This window comes from Enterococcus sp. AZ067 (genome assembly GCF_051715005.1).
GTDB classification, from domain to species: Bacteria; Bacillota; Bacilli; order Lactobacillales; family Enterococcaceae; genus Enterococcus_D; species Enterococcus_D casseliflavus.
This window is the reverse complement of the sequence record NZ_JBIOSY010000001.1, coordinates 1,804,410-1,824,776: the sequence shown is the minus strand read 5'-3', so window position 1 is coordinate 1,824,776 and position 20,367 is coordinate 1,804,410. Positions and strand designations below refer to the sequence as shown.

Genomic DNA, 20,367 nt, shown 5'->3' with positions numbered 1-20,367 from the left:
AAACAGTTTCCGACATGTTTCAGCGCCAGTTGTTTTTGGAAATGATAGGGCTAGGTTTGCTATTGAAAGATAAAATAGCAGGTTCCCTTTTACTGAAGGGAACCTGCTGTCTTATCTATTTGTTTAAGGATGCTAACCAATCATCGATCTGCTGATTGAGTTGGGCGATCGTTCCTTGATTATCAAAGACAATATCGGCCCGTTGTTTCTTTTTCTCAATTGAAAGCTGACTGTCGATTCGTTGTTGCGCGTCTTGCTCATTCAATTGATTACGTGCCATCAACCGCTCTTTTTGAATCGCTTCTGGCACATAAACGACTGCGGTTTGATCCATGTATTGGTCGTAGTCGGCTTCATAAAGCAAAGGAATGTCAACGATCAACAAGGGCAATTCCTGTTTTTTTTCTTCGATCTGAGACAAAATCTCTTGTCGAATAAAAGGAGATAACGTCTGATTCAGCATGCGGCGTTTTTCTGGATCGTTAAAAATCAAAGCACCGAGGGTTTGTCGATCTAGGTGCCCATCATCTGTCAAAATCTGCGGACCAAAGGCTTGCGTCACCGCCTGCAAGCCCTCCGTATTCGGTTCAACGACTTCTCTTGCGATGATATCGGCATCAATAATCGGTAAACCCAGTGATCGAAAATGCGCGACTGCAGTACTTTTCCCAGTGGCGATCCCGCCAGTGACCCCTAAGACAAAGCTCATTTGCTGGACCTCACATGCAATTTTTGGCACTGAGGACAAAAGTGCGTCCCCCGTTGGGCAACCTTGGTCTTGACGATTGGTGTCCCGCATCGCCCGCAAGGATTGCCCGTTTGGCCATAGACATTTAATGACATTTGGAATTTTCCTGCTTCGCCCAATGCATTGAGATAGGTCCGAATGGTTGTCCCCCCTGCTTCAACGGCGCGTTCCAAGACATCGATGATCGCTTGATGCAACACGTTGGCTTCTGCTGGGGTGAGCGAATCTGCTGGTTGTTCAGGATGGATCTTCGCTTGCCATAGCGCCTCATCTACATAAATATTGCCCAAACCAGTCACAAGTTTTTGATCTAACAAAAGGGGTTTGATGGCTTTTTTAGACCGCTTCAATCCTTGCTCAAATGCTTCTAATAAAAACAATTCAGGCTTAGGCTCAGGACCTAATTGCATGATGCCTTTATAGGCTGCGCTTTGGTCTTTATCCACTAAAGTCATACGACCAAATTTTCTTACATCATGGTAATTTAACTGACTGCCATCCGTAAAATGGAAAATGACATGTGTATGTTTATCGACAATCGGTTCTGACTCAAAATACTCGTACTTGCCTTCCATTCGTAGATGAGAGATCAGATCATAATCTGTCAATTTAAAAATCAAAAATTTTCCACGTCGTTCAAATCTTTCAAAACGTTGCCCTTTCAACAGTGCCGAAAAGATCGGCACTTCAGGACTTTCGATGATTCGTGGCCAAAGGATCTCGACCGATTCGATCGTTTTATTTAAAACAAGTTTTTCAAGTCCTTTGCGGACCGTTTCAACTTCTGGTAATTCAGGCACCTCTGTTCACCTCATTTATTTTGCATCGTACCATGTTTTGCCCCAATTGCTGTCTGTCAGTAAAGGGACATGCAATGCAACGGCTTGCTCCATCACTTCTTTCACTAAAGCGTCAAGACGAGGCAATTCAGATTCAGGTACTTCAAAGACTAGTTCATCGTGTACTTGCAGCAGCATCGTTGCTGCTAATTTTTCTTCTTTCAAACGTTTCGCCAAATCGATCATGGCAATCTTTAAGATATCCGCCGCACTGCCTTGGATCGGTGTATTGATGGCGGTTCTTTCAGCAAAAGTCCGAATATTGAAATTGCGCGAATTGATATCAGGTAGGTAACGACGGCGATGATACAAGGTTTCAACGTACCCTTTGTCCTTCGCCTCACGAACCACATCCTCCATATACGTTTTCACACCAGGATATTTTTCAAAATACGTATCAATGTATTGTTGGGCGGCTTTTCTGGTGATTCCTAGATTCTGGGATAAGCCATAATCGGAAATACCATAAACGATACCAAAGTTGACCGCTTTGGCTTGACGACGCATATTTGGTGTCACATCTTCTGCTTTTTCGATACCAAAGACTCGCATCGCTGTGCTTGAGTGGATATCTTGACCTTCGATAAAGGCTTCTTTCAAATGGGTATCATCTGAGATATGTGCCAACACTCGTAATTCGATTTGAGAGTAGTCAGAAGAATAGATCACCCAATCAGCTTCTCGTGGCACAAAGGCTTCACGGATCTTTCGACCTTCTTCTAAACGAATCGGAATGTTTTGTAAGTTTGGATCGACAGAACTTAAACGACCAGTTTGGGTCAAGGTTTGTACATATCGCGTATGGACTTTGCAATCTCCTTGGATCACTTTTAATAAGCCTTCTACATAGGTTGATTGGATCTTAGCGATTTGACGATAAGTCAAAATGTCTTCAACGATTGGTGCTTGCTCTTTTAGTTGTTCTAACACATCGACTGCTGTCGAATAGCCAGTTTTGGTTTTTTTGATAACTGGTAAGCCCATTTTTTCAAATAAAATCACACCTAATTGTTTCGGCGAGTTTAAGTTGAAGGTTTCTCCAGCTTCGGCGTAGATTTTTTCTTCAATTTCATGCAACCGTTGTGCAAATTCGCCCTTCATCTGATGCAAGCGAGACGCATCAACTTTGATGCCGGTAATCTCCATCTCAGCTAAAATCATTGATAAAGGCAATTCCATTTCTTCAAAGAGCGCTGTTTGATTCTTCGCTGCCAATTCTTCCGTAAGTTTTGGGGTTAGGTTTGTAATCGCCGCTACTTTACGGGCTAAATGAGCAAAGAAGTCTTCCTCATCCGCCGGCAGCCCTTTTTTCGCTCCTTTTCCATAAATCGCTTCATCCGATTGGATCGCATCATAGCCATAGTGAGCGGCAACACCTGCGATGTCATTATTCGTATCATTCGTGTCTAAAAGATAAGCTGCCAATAAAACATCAAAAGCGATTCCTTTTGGTGCTGTCGTGTACCGGTTTAACGCCACGTACGTGCGTTTGGCATCATAGACGAATTTTTTACGTTTCTCGTCTTTTAACCAATCGGTAAAGGCTGGACTTTCAAACAATTCTTCACGATTGCTGACATAAATTTTTTCTTGATTGCCCCAAGCAACACCGACAATGTCTTCCAAATGATAGTTATCCCCCATCATCTCGACATACAATGCTGTGTCTCCCTGGAACATATCTTCCGTTACTTCTTCAACGACCGAAAACAAAATGTCTTCCATCTCAACTGGTTCAGCTATAATTTGCAGCTTATCTAAGAAGCTATTAAAGTTCATTTCTTGGTAGAATGGCACTAACTTCTCTAAATCTTTGCCTTCATATTTCAGTTTGTCAACATCGACCTCAATGGGCGCATCCACATCAATGGTTGCTAATTGTTTTGAAAGAAAGGCGATCTCACGATCATTGATCAAGTTTTCTTTCATCTTGCTTTTTTTCATTTCATCGATGTGTTCATAGATCCCCTCAACAGAGCCATATTCTTTCAATAGCTTGATGGCTGTCTTCTCACCAATTTTGGTGACGCCGGGAATATTATCGGAAGCATCGCCAGCAAGTCCTTTCATGTCGATGATTTGTAAGGGCGTTAGGCCGTCATATTTTTCAGCCACATGAGCGGGCGTATAACTTTCAATTTCGCTAACGCCTTTGACCGTAATGTCAACTTTCACGTGCTCCGTTGCCAGCTGGGTCAAATCGCGATCGCCAGATAAAACGACGACATCAAACAGCTCTTTATCGACTTTATTTGCCAATGTACCAATGATATCATCGGCTTCATAGTTATCTAATTCGTAGTATTGAACACCTAACGCGTTGATCAATTCGCGAATGTAAGGCATTTGTTCTTTAAATTCCCCAGGGGTTTTTGAACGTCCACCTTTATAATCTTCATACATCGCTGTCCTGAAGGTGGTTTTTCCAGCATCAAAAGCCACTAAAACATGTGTTGGCTGTTCTTTTGCCATCACATTTTCAAACATAGTATGAAACGCATAGATGGCATTTGTGTGCAGCCCATTGGCATTTTTAAACCGTTCTAATGAATTATGCAACGCAAAAAACGCGCGAAAAGCCACACTATTCCCATCAACGAGTAGTAATTTATTTTTTGGCATTTGATTACTCCTTTTCTCAAAAAGTTCCTCTTTATTCTATCAAAGAACGGGCACAAAAGCGATGAATTGCTTTGTTTTCTCTCTCATTTTATACAAAAAAAAAGGCGAGTTTCCTCGCACTTTTTTAGTTGTTTTTTCCAAAGATACGCAATAACGCAAGGAATAAGTTGATAAAATCTAAATACAGTTGTAGTGCCATGAAAACGGCCACTCCAGTATTTGCGCCACCATTCGTTGCGAAGTATACATTGCGGATTTGCTGATTGTCATAAGCGGTGATTCCCATAAAGACAAAGACGGTCACGATCGATAAGAAAAAGTCAACCGGTTGACTGCGTAAAATAAATACATTCAAGAGCGTTGAGATGATGATCCCGATCAACAGACCATAGCCGATACGACCAACCACACTTAGATCACGTTTGGTCATGATCCCAAATGCTGACATGACACCAAAAGTGACGGCTGCTGAAACAAATGCTCCCACGATCGATCCAAAGTCATAGATCATCAATGTCACAGACAAGGTCAATCCATTCAAGAGCGAATAGACTAAAAAGCCAGCAACGGTCAAGGACGGATTTTTCTGCGCCTTCACCCCTAATACAATAACTAGAATGATCTGTAAGATCCAAAGACCGGTAAATCCTAGCGGAAAATTGTCGATAAATTGCAGGGTTTGCGCTTTGAAGACTTCCCCAAAAATATAGGCTGAAATCGCACTGATCGCAAGCCCAACGCCGAAGAATAAATACACTTTTGAATAAAAGCGATTTAAGCCTTGGGCTTGGACGGTTTCATTGTTTAAATTATTCATCTTGTTGTTCCTCCTCATTTACTGCTACTGCTTTTGGCGGCTGGACCATGACCACAGCATCTAAAATACGATGATCTTCTGTGTTGATCGCTTCAACCGAAATAGTTACCACGTCTTTCATTTTATCCACTTTGATCACTTCGAATTCAAAGGTCAATGTTTCATAATGATATACAGGTTCAATAAAGTTCACCGAAAAATTGACTACATGAGAGCCAGGACCAGGCAAATGTTTCGATACGGCACTGGTGATGATCCCCATCAACATGATGGATGGGACGATTGGACGCTGATACTCAGTATTTTGCGTGTAGTCATGTTGAATATACAAAGGGTTTGCATCATTAGTAAGTCCTAAATATAACAACAGTTGATTGTCTTCGATCGATTCTGTTAAGGATAACGAATCGCCTTCCTCGATATCTTCAATACTTTTTCCTATTTTTCGCGGTTTCCCTATATTCAAAATTTAATTCCTCCAAAAAGAATAGTTTCATCTGAGTATATTCTATCAGATGCCGACAAAAGTGCAAGTTCGCGGTGCTGCTTTTGCAAAAACTTCAGATGTAAAAAACTCTTGCAGCAAACACGCCACAAGAGTCTTTGATTACAATACGTTACGAGTTGTATTGCTTAATAGTTTTTCATAGGCTGTCTCAAATTTTTGCACATCGCCTGCTCCCATGAAAATCACGACAGCATTTTGATGATCCAATAGCGGAGATACGTTCTCTTCTTTGATCACAGTTCCGCCTTTTTGAATTTTCTTGCCTAGATCTTCAATTTTAACATCTCCTCGTGATTCACGAGCAGATCCAAAAATGTCACATAGATAGACATGGTCTGCAAGATCCAATGCTTCCGCAAATTCATCCATCAAAGCGATCGTGCGGGTAAAGGTATGTGGCTGGAAGACAGCAATAATTTCTTTCTCTGGATATTTTTGACGAGCGCCATCGATCGTTGCTTTGATTTCTGCAGGATGGTGGGCGTAGTCGTCCACGATCGTCATATCCGCCACGATTTTTTCGCTAAAGCGGCGTTTCACTCCAGGAAATGAAATCATCTCAGCAGCAACTTCTTTCATATCCAATCCTTCTTTGTAAGCCACAGCGATCACACTTAATGCGTTGTTGATGTTGTGCTGACCAAACGCTGGCAAGACAAAATGGCCAATATTTTCACCATGGATAAAGACGTCGAACTCTGAACCTTGGGTGGTGCGTTCAATATTTTTTGCTTGGACATCGTCGTTATCGTTGACGCCGTAATAGTAGATTGGGACATCGGCTTCAAGTTTACGCAAGTATTCATCATCACCAAAAGCAAAGATGCCTTTTTTCACTTGACTTGCCATCGATTGAAAGGCTGAGAAGACATCCTCGATCGAGTGGAAGTAGTCTGGGTGATCAAAATCGATGTTGGTCATGATTGCATAATCCGGTGAATACGCTAAGAAATGACGACGGTATTCACAGGCTTCAAATGAAAAGAATTCCGCATCAGGTTCCCCATGACCAGTCCCATCGCCAATCAAGAAACTTGTTGGACGGATGCCGCTTAAGACATGAGAAAGCAATCCTGTCGTACTGGTTTTCCCGTGAGAACCGGTCACCGCAATACTCGTATAGGGCTGAATGAATTGGCCAATAAAGTCATGATAACGAGTAACTTCTAAACCAAGTTCTTTTGCCCGTACGATTTCTTCGTGGGTGTCAGGAAAAGCATTCCCTTGGATAATGACCATTTCTGGTTGAATGTTTGCTTTATCGAAAGGCAACAATTTGATCGCTGCTTTTTCTAGATCACGTTGAGTGAAGAAATATTCTTCCACATCAGAGCCTTGTACTTGGTAGCCTTTTTCGTGCAGAATCAAAGCCAATGAACTCATACCGGAACCTTTGATTCCAACAAAATGATGTATTTTGTTTTGATTTTCCATTATTATAATCCTCTTTTCTCAAATCCGCGTCGTAATAAAACGCGTGTATTGACAAATATCAGGTTGTCACACGACCTACATTATCATACAAAATGAAAAAAATAGCAACGAGTTTTATTTTTCGACTTGACTTTTCTCATCATTTCCTATTTCTAGCAAACGTCCACGACATTTTCCACAAACATATTTTTTGATATCCACACGTCGCTGCCGCCGAATCTCGCAGCCGCAATTTTGGCATCGATAGCGATGTTTCGCTGCCCTTTTGGCAGGAGGTGCATAACGCAAGCCTCCCGTTCTTGCCAGCAATGCTTTAAAAGCAGGATCTTGGTGACGGTGACCAAGACCTGCTAAGTGCAAATGATAGTGACACAATTCATGCTTGATAATGCCGATAAAAACCTCCATCCCGTGTTCTGTGAGCATGGTTGGATTGAAATCCAAGTGGTGATCACTTAGATGGTAGCGGCCACCGGTTGTTTTTAAGCGAGAATTAAACAACGCTCGATGCGTGAATGGTTTGTTGAAAACAGACAGCGACAGCTCTTCCACCAACCGCTGCAGTTCTTGTTGGGTCATTTTGCATTTCCCGGATCGACCATGGTTAAACTGATACGGCCTTTTTTGACATCTACTTGCTCGATCCAAACGGTTACGACATCACCGACGGAAACAACGTCTTTCGGATGCTTTACAAACGAATGGCTCAGCTTCGACAAATGCACCAGTCCATCTTGTTTGACACCGATATCGACGAAAGCACCAAAGTCGATCACATTTCGAACCGTTCCCTTCAGTTCCATTCCCGGTTTTAGGTCCTCCATACTCAGCACATCTTTGCGCAATAATGGCGCTGGCATTTCATCACGCATATCGCGTCCAGGCTGCATTAACGCCTTTAGGATATCCGTGATGGTTTCTTTGCCGACTGACAATTTTGCGGAAAGCTCCGCTGGGCGTAGTTGGGCAAGTTTCGCTTTATTTTCTTCCATTTGCTCTTTCCCTAGCTCCGCTAAAGAAATACCCGCGATCGCCAAAATTTCTTTGGCAGTGTCATAACTTTCTGGATGGATCCCGGTATTGTCCAAAATGACTTTTCCGCCAGGTATCCGCATAAAGCCGATCGCCTGTTCATAAGCTTTTGGTCCTAGGCGAGGGACTTTTTCCAGTTGATTCCGCTGCGTAAATACACCATTTTCTTCTCGATAAGTCACGATATTTTGAGCAGTGGTTTTATTTAAACCAGCTACATGCTGCAAGAGTGCCGCACTTGCGGTATTGACGTCAACGCCAACTTGGTTGACAACAGTCTCAACAACAAAATCCAATTGTTCAGCGAGGCGTTTTTGCGAAACGTCATGCTGGTATTGTCCGACGCCCACGGATTGTGGATCAATTTTGACTAATTCTGCCAAGGGATCTTGCAGACGGCGGCCAATACTGATAGCGCTGCGTTCTTCCACTTGCAGATCAGGGAATTCTTGACGAGCGATCGGACTGGCAGAATAAACAGAAGCGCCTGCCTCATTCACGATCACATAATATACTTCTTGATCGATCAATTTTAATTGTTCAGCGACGAATTGCTCTGATTCCCGACTCGCAGTCCCATTACCGATTGCGACCATCTCGACTTTATAGGTTTGTAATAAGCGACGAAACGCTGGTCCGGCAGCTTCTCGCTTATTCATAGGCGCTGGTTTATGAGGATAGATCACTTCGATCGCTAGTACTTTTCCAGTCTCATCAATGACGGCTAGTTTACAGCCTGTACGATACGCTGGATCAAAACCTAAAACGACTTTGCCCTTCAATGGCGGCTGCAGCAACAGATTGCGAAGATTTTCTCCAAAAATCGCAATTGCCTGTTCGTCAGCTTTTTCTGTCAATTCATTGCGGATCTCTCGTTCGATGGCTGGTGAAATAAACCGTTTCAGCGCATCAGCAGCTGCAGCTTCAACAAAACCGGCTGCGGGCGAATCCCTATTCGTGATCAATTTGCGACGTAGGTAATCCATGATTTTTTCTTCATCTGCCACAAGGGCGACCTTCAAGATGTCTTCTTGTTCCCCACGATTAGTGGCTAAAATTCGGTGGGATACCATCTTATTGATAGGATGCTGGAAATCGTAATACATTTCATAAACGCCTTTTTCATCTTTTTCAGCATTTTTGACCGTGCTTTGATACAGTCCTTTGTTTTTGTAATAGCTGCGGATCCAACTACGAAACTCTGCAGTATCACCAACGCCTTCTGCAATGATCTCGTGCGCGCCTGCTAAGGCATCTTCTACAGTAGGAACAGCATCACTGATAAATTCGGCCGCTTTTTCTTGAACGTCACCTGCTTTTGGGAAGCTTAACAGCCACTGAGCAAATGGTTCCAAGCCGTTCTCTTTGGCGATCGTCGCTTTGGTGCGTCGTTTTTGTTTATAAGGACGATACAGGTCTTCGACGGCCTGCATTTTTGTCGCAGCTAAAATCGCCTGTGATAGTTCAGGCGTTAGCTTTTCTTGTTCTTCTATCAAACGCAAAACCTCTTGCTTGCGTTTCTCTAAGTTTTCTAAGTACTGGTATCGCTCTTCAATTTCTCGAATCTGAACTTCGTCAAGTCCATTCGTCATTTCTTTACGGTAGCGGGCAATAAAGGGGACGGTATTTCCTTCTTGCAATAACTGCAACACCGTACTGATTTGTTTTTGGGTAAAAGCGGTTAATTCTTGTTTTACTAAATCAAGTACCTCTTGATTCATTTCTGCCATTTGTTCTCACCTTTCCTTTGTTGCTTTTGCTATTTTAACATAAAAAAGACAGCCATTGAGCGAACAAGATTGCACGAAAACAATGTTGCTTTCGCGACTCTTGTTATGGCTGCTTTTGTCTTTTCTCAAAAAGACTTTTAAAAGTCTGGTTGCCAAGGACCTGCTAAATTTTGGTATTCGATGTCCTGAACGATCCCTTTGTCATCAAAAATCACGCCATGCACCGATCCACCAAATACTGCCCCGCCATCGATGCCGACTTTGTCGTCTTGTTGCCATAGATCCGTCGTCTGCATATCTCCATGCAGCATGGGCGTGATGGTATGGCCAAAAACGATCGTTTTTCCTGTACGGTTTTTTCCTTTATGAAACGGCTCGCGAATCCAGATAAAATCATGGTCTGCGGTCTTACGCCAATCTTTTTTATTTAAATCCACGCCCGCATGAACAAAGAGATACTTTCCCCATTCGTAATAAAGCGGTCGTTCCATCAAAAACTCTATTAAGTCTCGATAGCTACTGCGGATCATTAAGGCGATTTCCGTCGGCGAATACTCCTCAGTAGCGCCTGTATGCAAAAGACTTTCAATCGTTTCTTTGCCGCCATTGCGTACGTAAGCGGCAAACCAATCCTCAGGGGCATTTAGAAATTGCAGAAAATACTCCTCGTGATTGCCGCGTAAATAAATCGCTTGGTATTCTTCGACTAACTTTTTTCCCAGAAAAAAACACTCTTTTGACTTCGTCCCCCGATCATTTAAGTCTCCAATCAAAAGCAGCTGATGGAGCTTAGGGTCATAATCGGTAAGAAGTTTTTTAAACAGATCGGCCATTCCATGAATATCACTGATTGCATATAGATAGTTTTGCATAGTCATTTCCTCCTTAAAGGCAATTGATTCTCTTGTTATCAATTTTAGACCTTTGCCTGTAAAATGTCTTGCAATAAAACGAAAAAACCAACCATTTGTCCTGAACAGTACGACAACATAAAGTCGGGTTCAAAAGGACGAATGATTGGTTACGATCGACAAAAGCTATTTTCCTGAAACAGCAAAATAATTGCCATCCGGATCGGCAAAATTGAAAACCAGTTGTTCTTCCATCTGAATCAATTCACCCACTTCTGCTTCCATCTCTAAAAGCTTCTTATAAAGTGTCGTAATATCTTCTGCAAAAAACATGATCGATGGGGAATTCAAAGCGACTTCAGGTGAATGTGTTTCGATAAACTCACGGTCATATAAGACAAAATGTACCTCCGCCTCTTTTGATGGCGCGATTTCAACGACGGATGTTCCATCAACGGTTTGTTGTTCAATGATCACAAACCCTAGTTCTTGCCAAAACTCAACTGCTTTCGTCACATCGTCAACGTATAGCATCACTTGCATTTGATTGGAAAACAATGGGCATCCCTCCTATTTCTCGTTATTCGTCTGCTTCCTTCGCTTCTTGCGCAGCGTTCGAATTGGTATTAAAGTTCAATTGTAAACCTGGTTTATCGGTCACGATCTCTGTCACTTCATAAGTCAAGCGTTTGACGATATCAAACAAGGGCTCAACCAAGCGATCAGTTTCGGCTTTCGTCAAATCCTCTCCAGAATTGACTTTGCGATTCAAAATATGATTGACTTGTCCGACACGTCCTGACAAAACGTAATCAGGGAACACCAATTGGAATTCTAAGCGGGCACCAATAATACTGTTTTTTTCCATATATTCTTCATCTTTGACTTTTAACGGCGCAAAGCCGACATTCAATTTTGTTTCCATTTCTTTGTCTTTCGGTTTCATATCAAAATGATATGCTTCAACGATCGGTTGTTGTCTTTTTAATTCCACTAGATTCACACTCCTTATCTAAAAGTATAGCATAACCTTTTCTTTGAGCCTACTGTATTCTTTAGACAATAAAAAAAACGGCAAGTGCCGTTTTAATTTGCTTCTTTTAGTGTTGCTAGGTAGTCCAATACATCTTGGACATTGGCGATCGGAACGATTTTCATATCTGTGTCTAACTTCTTCGCTGCTGCCACTGCCTCTTCGTAATTCGTTTTAATGGAAGGATCTATTTCACGCTCTTCATCAGTGATTTCATCGTCCGGAGCAAAAAAGATTTCTGCTCCACTTTCGCTGGCACTCGCTACTTTTTTGTCAATCCCACCGATTCGACCAACCGTCCCATCAGCTGAGATCGTTCCGGTTCCAGCAATATTATGGCCTTTACGCAAGTTATCTCCAGTTAGCTGTTCATAGATTTCAAGGGTGAACATCAACCCAGCTGAAGGCCCACCGATATTGCCAGAATCGATCACGATCTCTTCATCAGAAGTGATCTCTGTATGATCGACGAGTGAGATACCGATACCTGCTTTTTGATTGCTTTCCAGTTCAATTAATTTGCCTGTTGCTTCTTTTTCTTTACCATCTTGCAAGTAAGTTACGGTGATCTCATCACCAATGGTTTGACTTTGTACATAGTCGATAAAGTCTTGGCTACTTTTAAATTCTTTGCCATTGACAGCGGTGACGGTATCTCCAACGGATATTTTCCCCGCAAAACTGGAATTTGGATCGATCCCCATGACATAGACCCCTTTATAGGTCATTTCATAAGGCAAGTCTGCCAGCTTTAATGCTTGCTCAATCGCACTATTTTGCGAGGATTCCATATAATAGCGCTGGATGCGATTGTACTCCTCATCTGTCGCACCGCCTAAAAGTTCTTCCTCACTGATCAAGTCTTGAAATTCATTGAATTTCGTTCCAATCGCCGTAAACACGGTAGCCTGTCGAATCCCGACACTGGTTAAAGAAAAGGAGCCGGCTGAGGTGTCTTCTTTTTGATTGACGGTAATCAATTCTTTTAAATCGATCGTTGCACCAGGTTGCTCGATATAATAAGGAATCGGCAAAAAGGCACAGGCTGCGATGATCAGTGCTAAAACAAACAAGAGAACATATTTGATCGTTGATTTAAGATTCATTGGTATCACGCTTCTTTACTATAGCATCGTAGATATTTTGTGGTAAATATTCCGCAACATCGCCGTTAAAGGTTAAGATTTCTTTCAACAAACTGGAGCTGATGAAACTATGCTTTGCATCTGCTAAAAGAAAGACGGTCTCTAGGGAAGGTTCTAAGTGATGATTCATTTCCATGATGTCCCGCTCATACTCATAATCTTTCACACTGCGAATGCCTCTAAGCAGAAACTGTGCGCCTAGTTTTTTCGCGATCGTGACCGTCAGCTCCGTTTCTTGCGCCAGAATCTTGACGTTTGGAATATGAGCGAGGGCTTCTTCAATTAGATGAACTTTTTCTTCACTTGTAAAAAAACTTTTTTTATTGGTATTTGTAAAAACACCCACGATCAGTTCATCAAAAAGCGTTGCGCCTCGCTCAATCAGATCCACATGACCTGACGTCAGCGGATCAAAACTTCCTGGAAATAAAGCAATCTTTTTCATGTTATCCCTCATTTCTATAGATCGTCACCGCAGATATGCCATAGGTTTGGGCGCGCATCAAATGCAAAGAACCAATCTTTTCTGGCAAGACGATGGACTTATCTGTTTCGCAAACCACATAAGCAAACGGACGAATCAATTCATCCTTCAGCATAGCTTCTAGCTGTTGCAGGATCTCTTGCTTTGCGTAAGGTGGATCTAAAAATAGATAGTCAAAGCTTTGTCCCTCAGCTGCAAACTGGCGTAAGGCTTGATTGGCATCCATTTTTAGTACCGTGAACTTTTCTGGTTCTTTGGTTATTGCAATATTTTCACGGATCACTTTGATAGCTGGAAAACTACGGTCGACACAAACGGCATGCTCCGCACCACGAGAGACCGCTTCGATCGCTAAGCCCCCGCTCCCACTAAACAGATCCAGTACAACTCCTCCATCTAAATATTGCCCTAACATGTTAAAGATCGCCCCTTTTACTTTGTCTGTCGTGGGGCGAGTGTTATCTCCAGCAAGACTTTTTAATCTGCGGCCACCATATTCTCCGGCTACTACACGCATGCGTTTTTCCCTCCAAGATCTTCGTAAATACAAATATAGCACTGTTTCTATAAATAGCAATAAAAAAATGGCGGTGACTCAAGGCACCCCCACTTTTCTATTACACGTTTTCTGCCAATCGAATCATCGTATTTTTTTCTTCAATATCAAACCCTTCATCTTTCACTGGATAGGCTGCTGATGTACCAATTTTTTCAGCAAAATCCATTTCGACATCTGGTCGATAGGAAGCTTCAACTTGTCGAACAAAGTGAAACTGCTCGATTTTTGTTTTTTTGCTTTCGTATTCTTCTTCGTTCAAATACATGACCACGTATTTCATTTTGCGTGACACATAATGAACGAAGCCAAAACGACGCAAATTTTTTAGTTGACGTAGGCTGTAGACCCATACGATCAATCCTCGACGCTTCTGCATCGTAAAAGGCGTTTTATCCTCGTGCATGACAATTTCCTCCACAACTTGATTTTGATTGAAAAAAAGGACTTCCAGCATCCACTTTGACAGTTGGTGAAAAACACGTAGAAATCGCTACGGTCAGTTCATCCAGCAAACGCTGCAGCTGCGTTTCACTCCAGCGGTACTCGCTCACTTGCTCATTGAGATCCAGCTGTCGCTTAGCTGTGCGCATCGCACGCTTTTTCTCTTTGAAATCAAGGGCATATGCGCCGTACGCTTCAATTCTTTCAAAATCCAGCTTTTTTTCTAAAAACGTTCGCATCAATTCCTGAGCAACAGGATCTTGATGCATGGTTTGTTTCGCTATTTGATAGTTTCTACACGTTTCACTCGCTTTGATTGCCGTTACAAGTGAATCGATTTGATCTTCAATCTCGAAAAAGGCTTCATCGTAAATCATCTGATGTACTATCCTCGGTCCCTTCTACATCTTCTTGCACTAAGACTACCATATTTGTTTCAGAAAAAGCAATTCCTATCTTTTCTGATTGTTCATGGGTCAAACGTTCAGTAAATCTTGGGTTACTGAACCAAGATAAAATAGTAAAGGTTGGATCATAGACAGGCGCTTCAAAAATCGAAGCAGAAGCCTCTAACTCCTTCGCTGCTAATAACTCCTGCCACTCATCGTTCGTCAAAACAAAATTACTCGTTTTTTCCGAAGAAAGAGCACGTTGATAGGAATGGATGCGTTGAGAGGTCAAATGATCCGATAGATTATTCGTCAAATCCGCTAAAAGTCCGACCGCATCTTGATGCGTCTGGGTATCTTGTACAAAGCTTTCCAAACCGATTTGATTACGAAGCTTATCAATAATGACAAAGGCTAACGTCTCTTTTTCAAGATCAGCTTGTGCTTGGTCAATCGTTTGCGAAACTTGAAACAGCGGTCGTTCTCCTTCTGTCAAGGGATAGGGCGCTAACTTAAGCAGGGTCGTCTGATCCAAATAAGTGATCGCCTGCAGTTGAGCCGTCTCTTGATCAAAGAATAAAACAGCAAATGTCCCATTATCAAACGCTACTAAGGGTCGGTAGTTCATATCTTCTTCCATCAATTCAAAACTGATGGTGCGATCATTTTGTGTCAAGGTAAAATTTGGATAAATCATGGTCAGCTCAGTCAAGTCAGTCAAGGTCATGCCCATTGCAAAGGGCGCTAGGGAAGATCCCCCGGCACCGATCACTTTGATTGCCTGCACACTCTCACCATCAGTATTGATCTCAACATATTGCTGATCGTCTAATTGATTGTAGACCCGAATTTCAAACTCGTAGCCCGAGCGATACGTTTGAACTGGAAGCCCGTAGATTTCTTCAAAATCAGAAACAGGCTCCCCAATCAATTCAGCTAATCCTTGGGCTGCGATTGGTTCATAATTCATGGTCGTTGGTGCTTTGATTGGGTTCTCGATCGTCATTCTCGAATCTGAAGCGTTTTGCATGAATACTGGCTGCAAATACACGATTATCAGGGCTAGGACAAATAAGCCGCAAAATAATAATCCCCTTCGCTTCATCTGCTGATCGACTCCTTATTTTTCTTTGACTTCAATCAGAAGGTCTCCTGACTGGATTGGTTCCCCATCGGTTACGTAAACATGCTCAACTACACCAGAAAAGCGAGCTTCGACGGAAGTTTCCATCTTCATCGCTTCAGTGACCATCAACGTCTGTCCACGTGCTACTCGGTCACCTTTTTTGACTAATACTTCTAAAACTGAACCACTCATGGAGGCACCGATTTGTTCTTTGTTCGTTGGCTCTGCTTTGCGTTTTGTTTGAACAGAACTGATGATCGAACTATCTTTCACAACGATTTCTCGTCGTTGACCGTTCAAGTTAAAGAAGAGGGTCCGATTGCCCTCGATATCTGGTTCACCGATTTCATCGAGACGAATGATCAAAATTTTGCCTTTTTCTAATTCGACATTGATCGTTTCGCCTAAGCGCATACCATTAAAGAAGGTTGGTGTATCAAGGACTTTTACATCGGCAAACTGCTCATACGCTTTTCGATAATCAAGGAAGACTTGCGGATACATCAAGTAGCTCAAGACTTCTTCGTGTTTTGGTTCATAGCCGATTTTTTCAGCTAGTTCTTGTTTCACTTCGGCAAAATCAACTGGTTTGGCAAAGGCTCCTGGACGTTCCGTAAAGGCTGGGCGTCCTTTTAAGATAATGCGTTGCAATTCTTTCGGGAAACCACCGACTGGCTGACCTAAATCGCCTTGGAAGAAGGTGATCACTGATTCTGGGAAACTCAATGTATCGCCTTTTTCAAAAATATCTTTTTCTGACAAGCCATTTTGTACCATGAAGAGCGCCATATCGCCCACGACTTTCGAAGAAGGTGTCACTTTCACGATGTCTCCAAACATCATATTGACTTCATGATACATTTCTTTGATTTCATCCCATTTTTCGCCTAAACCAACGGCTTTGGCTTGCTGCTGGAGATTGGTATATTGTCCTCCTGGCATCTCATGCTTGTACACTTCCGTTTGAGGGGCGTTCAAGCCATTTTCAAAGGAATGATAGTACATGCGGACATCTTCCCAATAGTGATTCAATTGTTGGATATTATCCACATTGATCTCTGGGCAACGCTCGCCGTTTAAAAGAGCATAATACAAACTACTCATACTTGGCTGACTCGTTGCGCCACTGATAGCTGACATAGCGACATCCACGATATCAACGCCAGCTTTGGTAGCTGCTGAGTAAGTGATAATCCCATTCCCGCTGGTATCATGCGTGTGCAGATGGATCGGTACATCGATCGTATCTTTTAACTCACTGATCAAACGATAAGCCGCTTGCGGTTTTAATAATCCAGCCATATCCTTGATAGCAATAATATGGGCTCCAAGATTTTGCAATTCTTTTGCCATATCTTTGTAATATTGTACCGAATATTTTTGGCGGGATGGATCATTGATATCCCCTGTATAACAAATCGTCGCTTCTGCAATTTTCCCCGTATCACGAACAGCTAGGATACTTTTCTCCATTTGTGGGACCCAGTTCAAACTATCAAAGATTCGGAATACATCGATTCCTTGTGCCGCAGATTCTTTGATGAATTCTTCCAAAACATTGTCTGGATAATTGGAATACCCGACAGCGTTGGAGCCTCTAAACAACATTTGTAAGAGTGTATTTGGCATTTTTTTCCTGAACATCCGCAATCTTTCCCATGGATCTTCTGTTAAGAAACGGTAGGCAACGTCAAAGGTTGCCCCACCCCACATTTCACTTGAGAACAATTGTGGTAGGCCAGCTTCCGTCATCGCGGCAATTTTCTTAAAGTCATGGGTTCTTACACGAGTTGCCAACAAACTTTGATGGGCATCTCGGAAGGTTGTATCCGTCAGTAAGACATTCTTTTGTTGACCGATCCATTCAACGACACCTTCGGCACCTTTCGTATCTAAAATATTTTTGGCGCTGACAAAATCAGGCGTTGCTTGGATGTGTTGTGGCATCCGTGGTTCATTGTAGAAAGGTTTCTTTTGTTTTTCGATTCCCGGGAATCCATTGATCGTGATTTCACCGATATACTTCATGGTTTTGTTTCCACGGTCACGAATCCGAGGGAAATTGAATAGTTCTGGCGTATTGTCGATAAAGGTAGTTTTGGCTTCCCCTGAACGAAAGGCTGGATGAGAAACAACATTACGCATAAAGAGAATGTTTGTTTTCACACCACGTACTCGGAATTCTTTCAGACAGCGCATCATTTTTTGAATTGCTTGGTCGAACGAAGCAGCATGCGTACAGACTTTTACAAGTAGCGAGTCGAAATAAGGGGTTACCACTGCACCGGCATAAGCATTTCCGACATCTAAACGAACCCCAAACCCACCCGGAGAGCGGTAGGTATCGATCTTACCAGTATCTGGCATAAAATTATTCGCTGGATCTTCTGTCGTCACGCGACATTGGATCGCAACACCCTCAAAGCGAATGTCTTTTTGTTCAGGAATTCCGATTTCTTTATGCAAGTCTTTGCCTTGTGCAATCAAAATTTGTGTCGTCACGATGTCTAAATTGGTGATCATTTCAGTGATCGTATGTTCCACTTGGACCCGTGGGTTTACTTCGATAAAGTAGAATTTGTCGCCCTCTACTAAAAATTCCACGGTTCCAGCATTGATATAGCCGACATGCTTCATTAGTTGAACGGCTGCTTGGCATATTTTTTCCCGTTGTTCATCAGTCATTGACACACAAGGTGCCACCTCGACTACTTTTTGGTGGCGGCGCTGAACCGAGCAATCACGTTCAAATAAGTGAACGACGTTTCCGTGCGTATCTCCTAAAATTTGGACTTCAATATGTTTTGGATTACTAATGTATTTTTCAACGTAGACTTCATCGCTACCAAATGCCGCTTTGGCTTCACTTTTGGCACGTTCGTAGCCGTCTCTTGCTTCTTTTTCATCATGAGCGACACGCATGCCTCGCCCACCGCCCCCAAGGGCTGCTTTGATCATGATTGGATAATCATGTTCGTTTGCAAAAGCTAAAACGTCATCGATCGATGCAACTGGACCGTCAGAGCCAGGAATCGATTGAATCCCTGCCTCGATCGCTGCTGCTTTTGCTTTGATCTTGTCGCCAAAAATATCTAAATGATGGGTGGATGGTCCGATGAAAATCAAACCTTCTTCTTCACAGCGTTGAGCAAATCCCAGATTTTCTGATAAAAAGCCGTATCCAGGATGGATTCCTTCGGCACCGGCCTTTTTCGCCGTGCGAATGATATCTTCAATGTCTAAATACGCATCGATCGGACGTTTGCCTTTCCCTACTAAATACGCTTCGTCTGCTTTAAAGCGATGGACGGAGTATTCATCCTCCGCAGCATAAATTCCGACAGTTTTGATCCCAAGTTCCGCACATGCGCGGAAGACACGGATCGCGATTTCTCCACGATTGGCAACAAGAATTTTCTTCATCTAATCCACTCCATTCAATTGATCAATAATTCAAATAAACCTGTTTCCTCTTTTCTTCGGCACTGATATTTAACACAAAACCGATACAAATCGATAGCATCAGCAAGCTTGATCCACCTTGACTTAGAAATGGGAAAGTGATTCCCGTCAACGGGATCAAACCAGTGATTCCACCTAAGTTGATAAAAATCTGTGACATAAATAATGTCCCTATACCTATGCACATCATGGAATTAAAGGGATCTCTTGAACGGATACCGACAAGAAAGATTCGTCCCACCATATAGAACAAAACACCTAAAATGATGATCGATGGGATCAGCCCTAATTCTTCCATAACGATCGAAAATATATAATCGGTGTGCGCTTCGTTTAAGAAGCCACGTTTTTGGATACTATTTCCAAGCCCGCGCCCGAACAGCCCACCGTTGAACATTGCGTAATACCCATTAACCATTTGATGACCTGTATCGTATTCATCAGCAAACGGGTTCAAAAAAGATGAAAAACGACTATAGACATAGTCGGGTAAAAGCTTACCACCGGTTAGATTCACAAACAAGACGATCAACATACTACCGATAATACCTGCCACACCTAATATTAAGGTATACAGGTAATTCAATCCGCTAGACAATAACACGACAAATGCCAGCAACATAACGATTACAGCATTCCCTAAGTCGGGATAAAGTGCCATGATCCCGGTGTAGACAAAAACGATTCCGATTGGACGCCAAACCGTTTTCCAAAATTCTTGTTGGATACCTTTTTGACGATAAGATAGCGTCACCGATAAAAACCAAATCACAATAAACTTTAAATACTCTGCTGGTTGAATGGAAAAGCCAGCAATCGATAACCAACCGAGTGCCCCATTTCTTCTTGGGAAAAAGAAGGCAGCGATCAATAAGAACAAGATGACGATCATGGCGATCTGGACAAATTTTTTGTTCCGAAAAACATCCGTTTTCATTTTATACATGACAGTGATCGCTATTAGGCTCACCAACCAAAATAATGTTTGATTGATGACGTAAGAAGCAGCTGTGGTCGGTTGTGTGGCGGTCATCGCAACGTAAGATGTGGAACTATAAACCATCATCAAGCCCGTGACACACATAACAATATATGGTAATAAAATACTATAATCTAATAAATGTCTTTTCTTTACTTTCTCTGGCAA

19 protein-coding genes are annotated in these 20,367 nt (G+C 42.4%); all 19 read right to left on the bottom strand.

Annotated elements, in window-relative coordinates; genetic code table 11:
* Positions 1–115: 115 nt before the first annotated feature.
* The 19 genes from coaE to IGI82_RS08495 all read right to left on the bottom strand — a co-directional run bounded on the left by coaE (position 116) and on the right by IGI82_RS08495 (position 20,367).
* Positions 116–709: a dephospho-CoA kinase gene (coaE, locus tag IGI82_RS08585; RefSeq protein ID WP_438842047.1), complete on the bottom strand. Its 594-nt coding sequence runs from the start codon at positions 707–709 to the stop codon at positions 116–118.
* Entirely contained in the window at positions 706–1,548 is an 843-nt protein-coding gene (gene mutM / locus IGI82_RS08580) for a DNA-formamidopyrimidine glycosylase (RefSeq protein ID WP_086295289.1), read from the bottom strand. Before mutM ends, coaE begins: the two co-directional genes overlap by 4 nt.
* A gap of 15 nt (positions 1,549–1,563) precedes the next feature.
* Entirely contained in the window at positions 1,564–4,209 is a 2,646-nt protein-coding gene (polA, locus tag IGI82_RS08575) for a DNA polymerase I (protein WP_087627426.1), read from the bottom strand.
* Between the two features lie 124 nt (positions 4,210–4,333).
* Positions 4,334–5,026, bottom strand: coding sequence for a Bax inhibitor-1/YccA family protein (locus IGI82_RS08570; RefSeq protein ID WP_005235771.1), 693 nt, complete (start codon positions 5,024–5,026; stop codon positions 4,334–4,336).
* Positions 5,019–5,492, bottom strand: coding sequence for a MaoC family dehydratase (locus IGI82_RS08565; protein WP_005235769.1), 474 nt, complete (start codon positions 5,490–5,492; stop codon positions 5,019–5,021). The genes IGI82_RS08570 and IGI82_RS08565 overlap by 8 nt, the downstream gene beginning before the upstream one ends.
* Positions 5,493–5,633: 141 nt before the next feature.
* Positions 5,634–6,968 carry a UDP-N-acetylmuramate--L-alanine ligase gene (murC, locus tag IGI82_RS08560; protein WP_005225995.1) on the bottom strand — a complete coding sequence of 445 codons (1,335 nt, stop codon included), beginning with the start codon at positions 6,966–6,968 and terminating at the stop codon, positions 5,634–5,636.
* A 114-nt stretch (positions 6,969–7,082) separates the two neighbouring features.
* Complete coding sequence (locus tag IGI82_RS08555) at positions 7,083–7,547, bottom strand: SprT family protein (RefSeq protein ID WP_087627425.1); 465 nt, start codon at positions 7,545–7,547, stop codon at positions 7,083–7,085.
* Entirely contained in the window at positions 7,544–9,730 is a 2,187-nt protein-coding gene (locus IGI82_RS08550; protein WP_438842046.1) for a Tex family protein, read from the bottom strand. The genes IGI82_RS08555 and IGI82_RS08550 overlap by 4 nt, the downstream gene beginning before the upstream one ends.
* A gap of 137 nt (positions 9,731–9,867) precedes the next feature.
* Positions 9,868–10,602 (bottom strand): metallophosphoesterase, encoded by a 735-nt coding sequence (locus IGI82_RS08545; protein ID WP_438842045.1) that lies wholly within the window; start codon positions 10,600–10,602, stop codon positions 9,868–9,870.
* Positions 10,603–10,767: 165 nt separating this feature from the next.
* Positions 10,768–11,139 (bottom strand): VOC family protein, encoded by a 372-nt coding sequence (locus tag IGI82_RS08540; protein ID WP_081117059.1) that lies wholly within the window; start codon positions 11,137–11,139, stop codon positions 10,768–10,770.
* Between the two features lie 22 nt (positions 11,140–11,161).
* Positions 11,162–11,575, bottom strand: coding sequence for a DUF1149 family protein (locus IGI82_RS08535; protein ID WP_005225990.1), 414 nt, complete (start codon positions 11,573–11,575; stop codon positions 11,162–11,164).
* Positions 11,576–11,667: 92 nt separating this feature from the next.
* Entirely contained in the window at positions 11,668–12,720 is a 1,053-nt protein-coding gene (locus IGI82_RS08530) for a SepM family pheromone-processing serine protease (RefSeq protein ID WP_438842044.1), read from the bottom strand.
* Entirely contained in the window at positions 12,710–13,204 is a 495-nt protein-coding gene (gene coaD / locus IGI82_RS08525; RefSeq protein WP_005231326.1) for a pantetheine-phosphate adenylyltransferase, read from the bottom strand. The genes IGI82_RS08530 and coaD overlap by 11 nt, the downstream gene beginning before the upstream one ends.
* 1 nt (position 13,205) lies before the next feature.
* A complete protein-coding gene (gene rsmD / locus IGI82_RS08520) occupies positions 13,206–13,760 on the bottom strand; it encodes a 16S rRNA (guanine(966)-N(2))-methyltransferase RsmD (RefSeq protein WP_005225987.1) in 555 nt (184 codons plus the stop codon).
* Between the two features lie 100 nt (positions 13,761–13,860).
* Complete coding sequence (locus IGI82_RS08515; RefSeq protein ID WP_005225986.1) at positions 13,861–14,205, bottom strand: YlbG family protein; 345 nt, start codon at positions 14,203–14,205, stop codon at positions 13,861–13,863.
* Entirely contained in the window at positions 14,192–14,620 is a 429-nt protein-coding gene (locus tag IGI82_RS08510; RefSeq protein WP_438842043.1) for a YlbF family regulator, read from the bottom strand. The genes IGI82_RS08515 and IGI82_RS08510 overlap by 14 nt, the downstream gene beginning before the upstream one ends.
* Entirely contained in the window at positions 14,607–15,737 is a 1,131-nt protein-coding gene (locus tag IGI82_RS08505; RefSeq protein WP_438842042.1) for a CAP-associated domain-containing protein, read from the bottom strand. Before IGI82_RS08505 ends, IGI82_RS08510 begins: the two co-directional genes overlap by 14 nt.
* A 15-nt stretch (positions 15,738–15,752) precedes the next feature.
* Positions 15,753–19,181, bottom strand: coding sequence for a pyruvate carboxylase (locus IGI82_RS08500; protein WP_438842041.1), 3,429 nt, complete (start codon positions 19,179–19,181; stop codon positions 15,753–15,755).
* A gap of 22 nt (positions 19,182–19,203) precedes the next feature.
* The gene (locus IGI82_RS08495) at positions 19,204–20,367 is read right to left on the bottom strand and encodes an FtsW/RodA/SpoVE family cell cycle protein (protein WP_087627421.1); all 1,164 of its coding nucleotides are present in this window, start codon (positions 20,365–20,367) and stop codon (positions 19,204–19,206) included.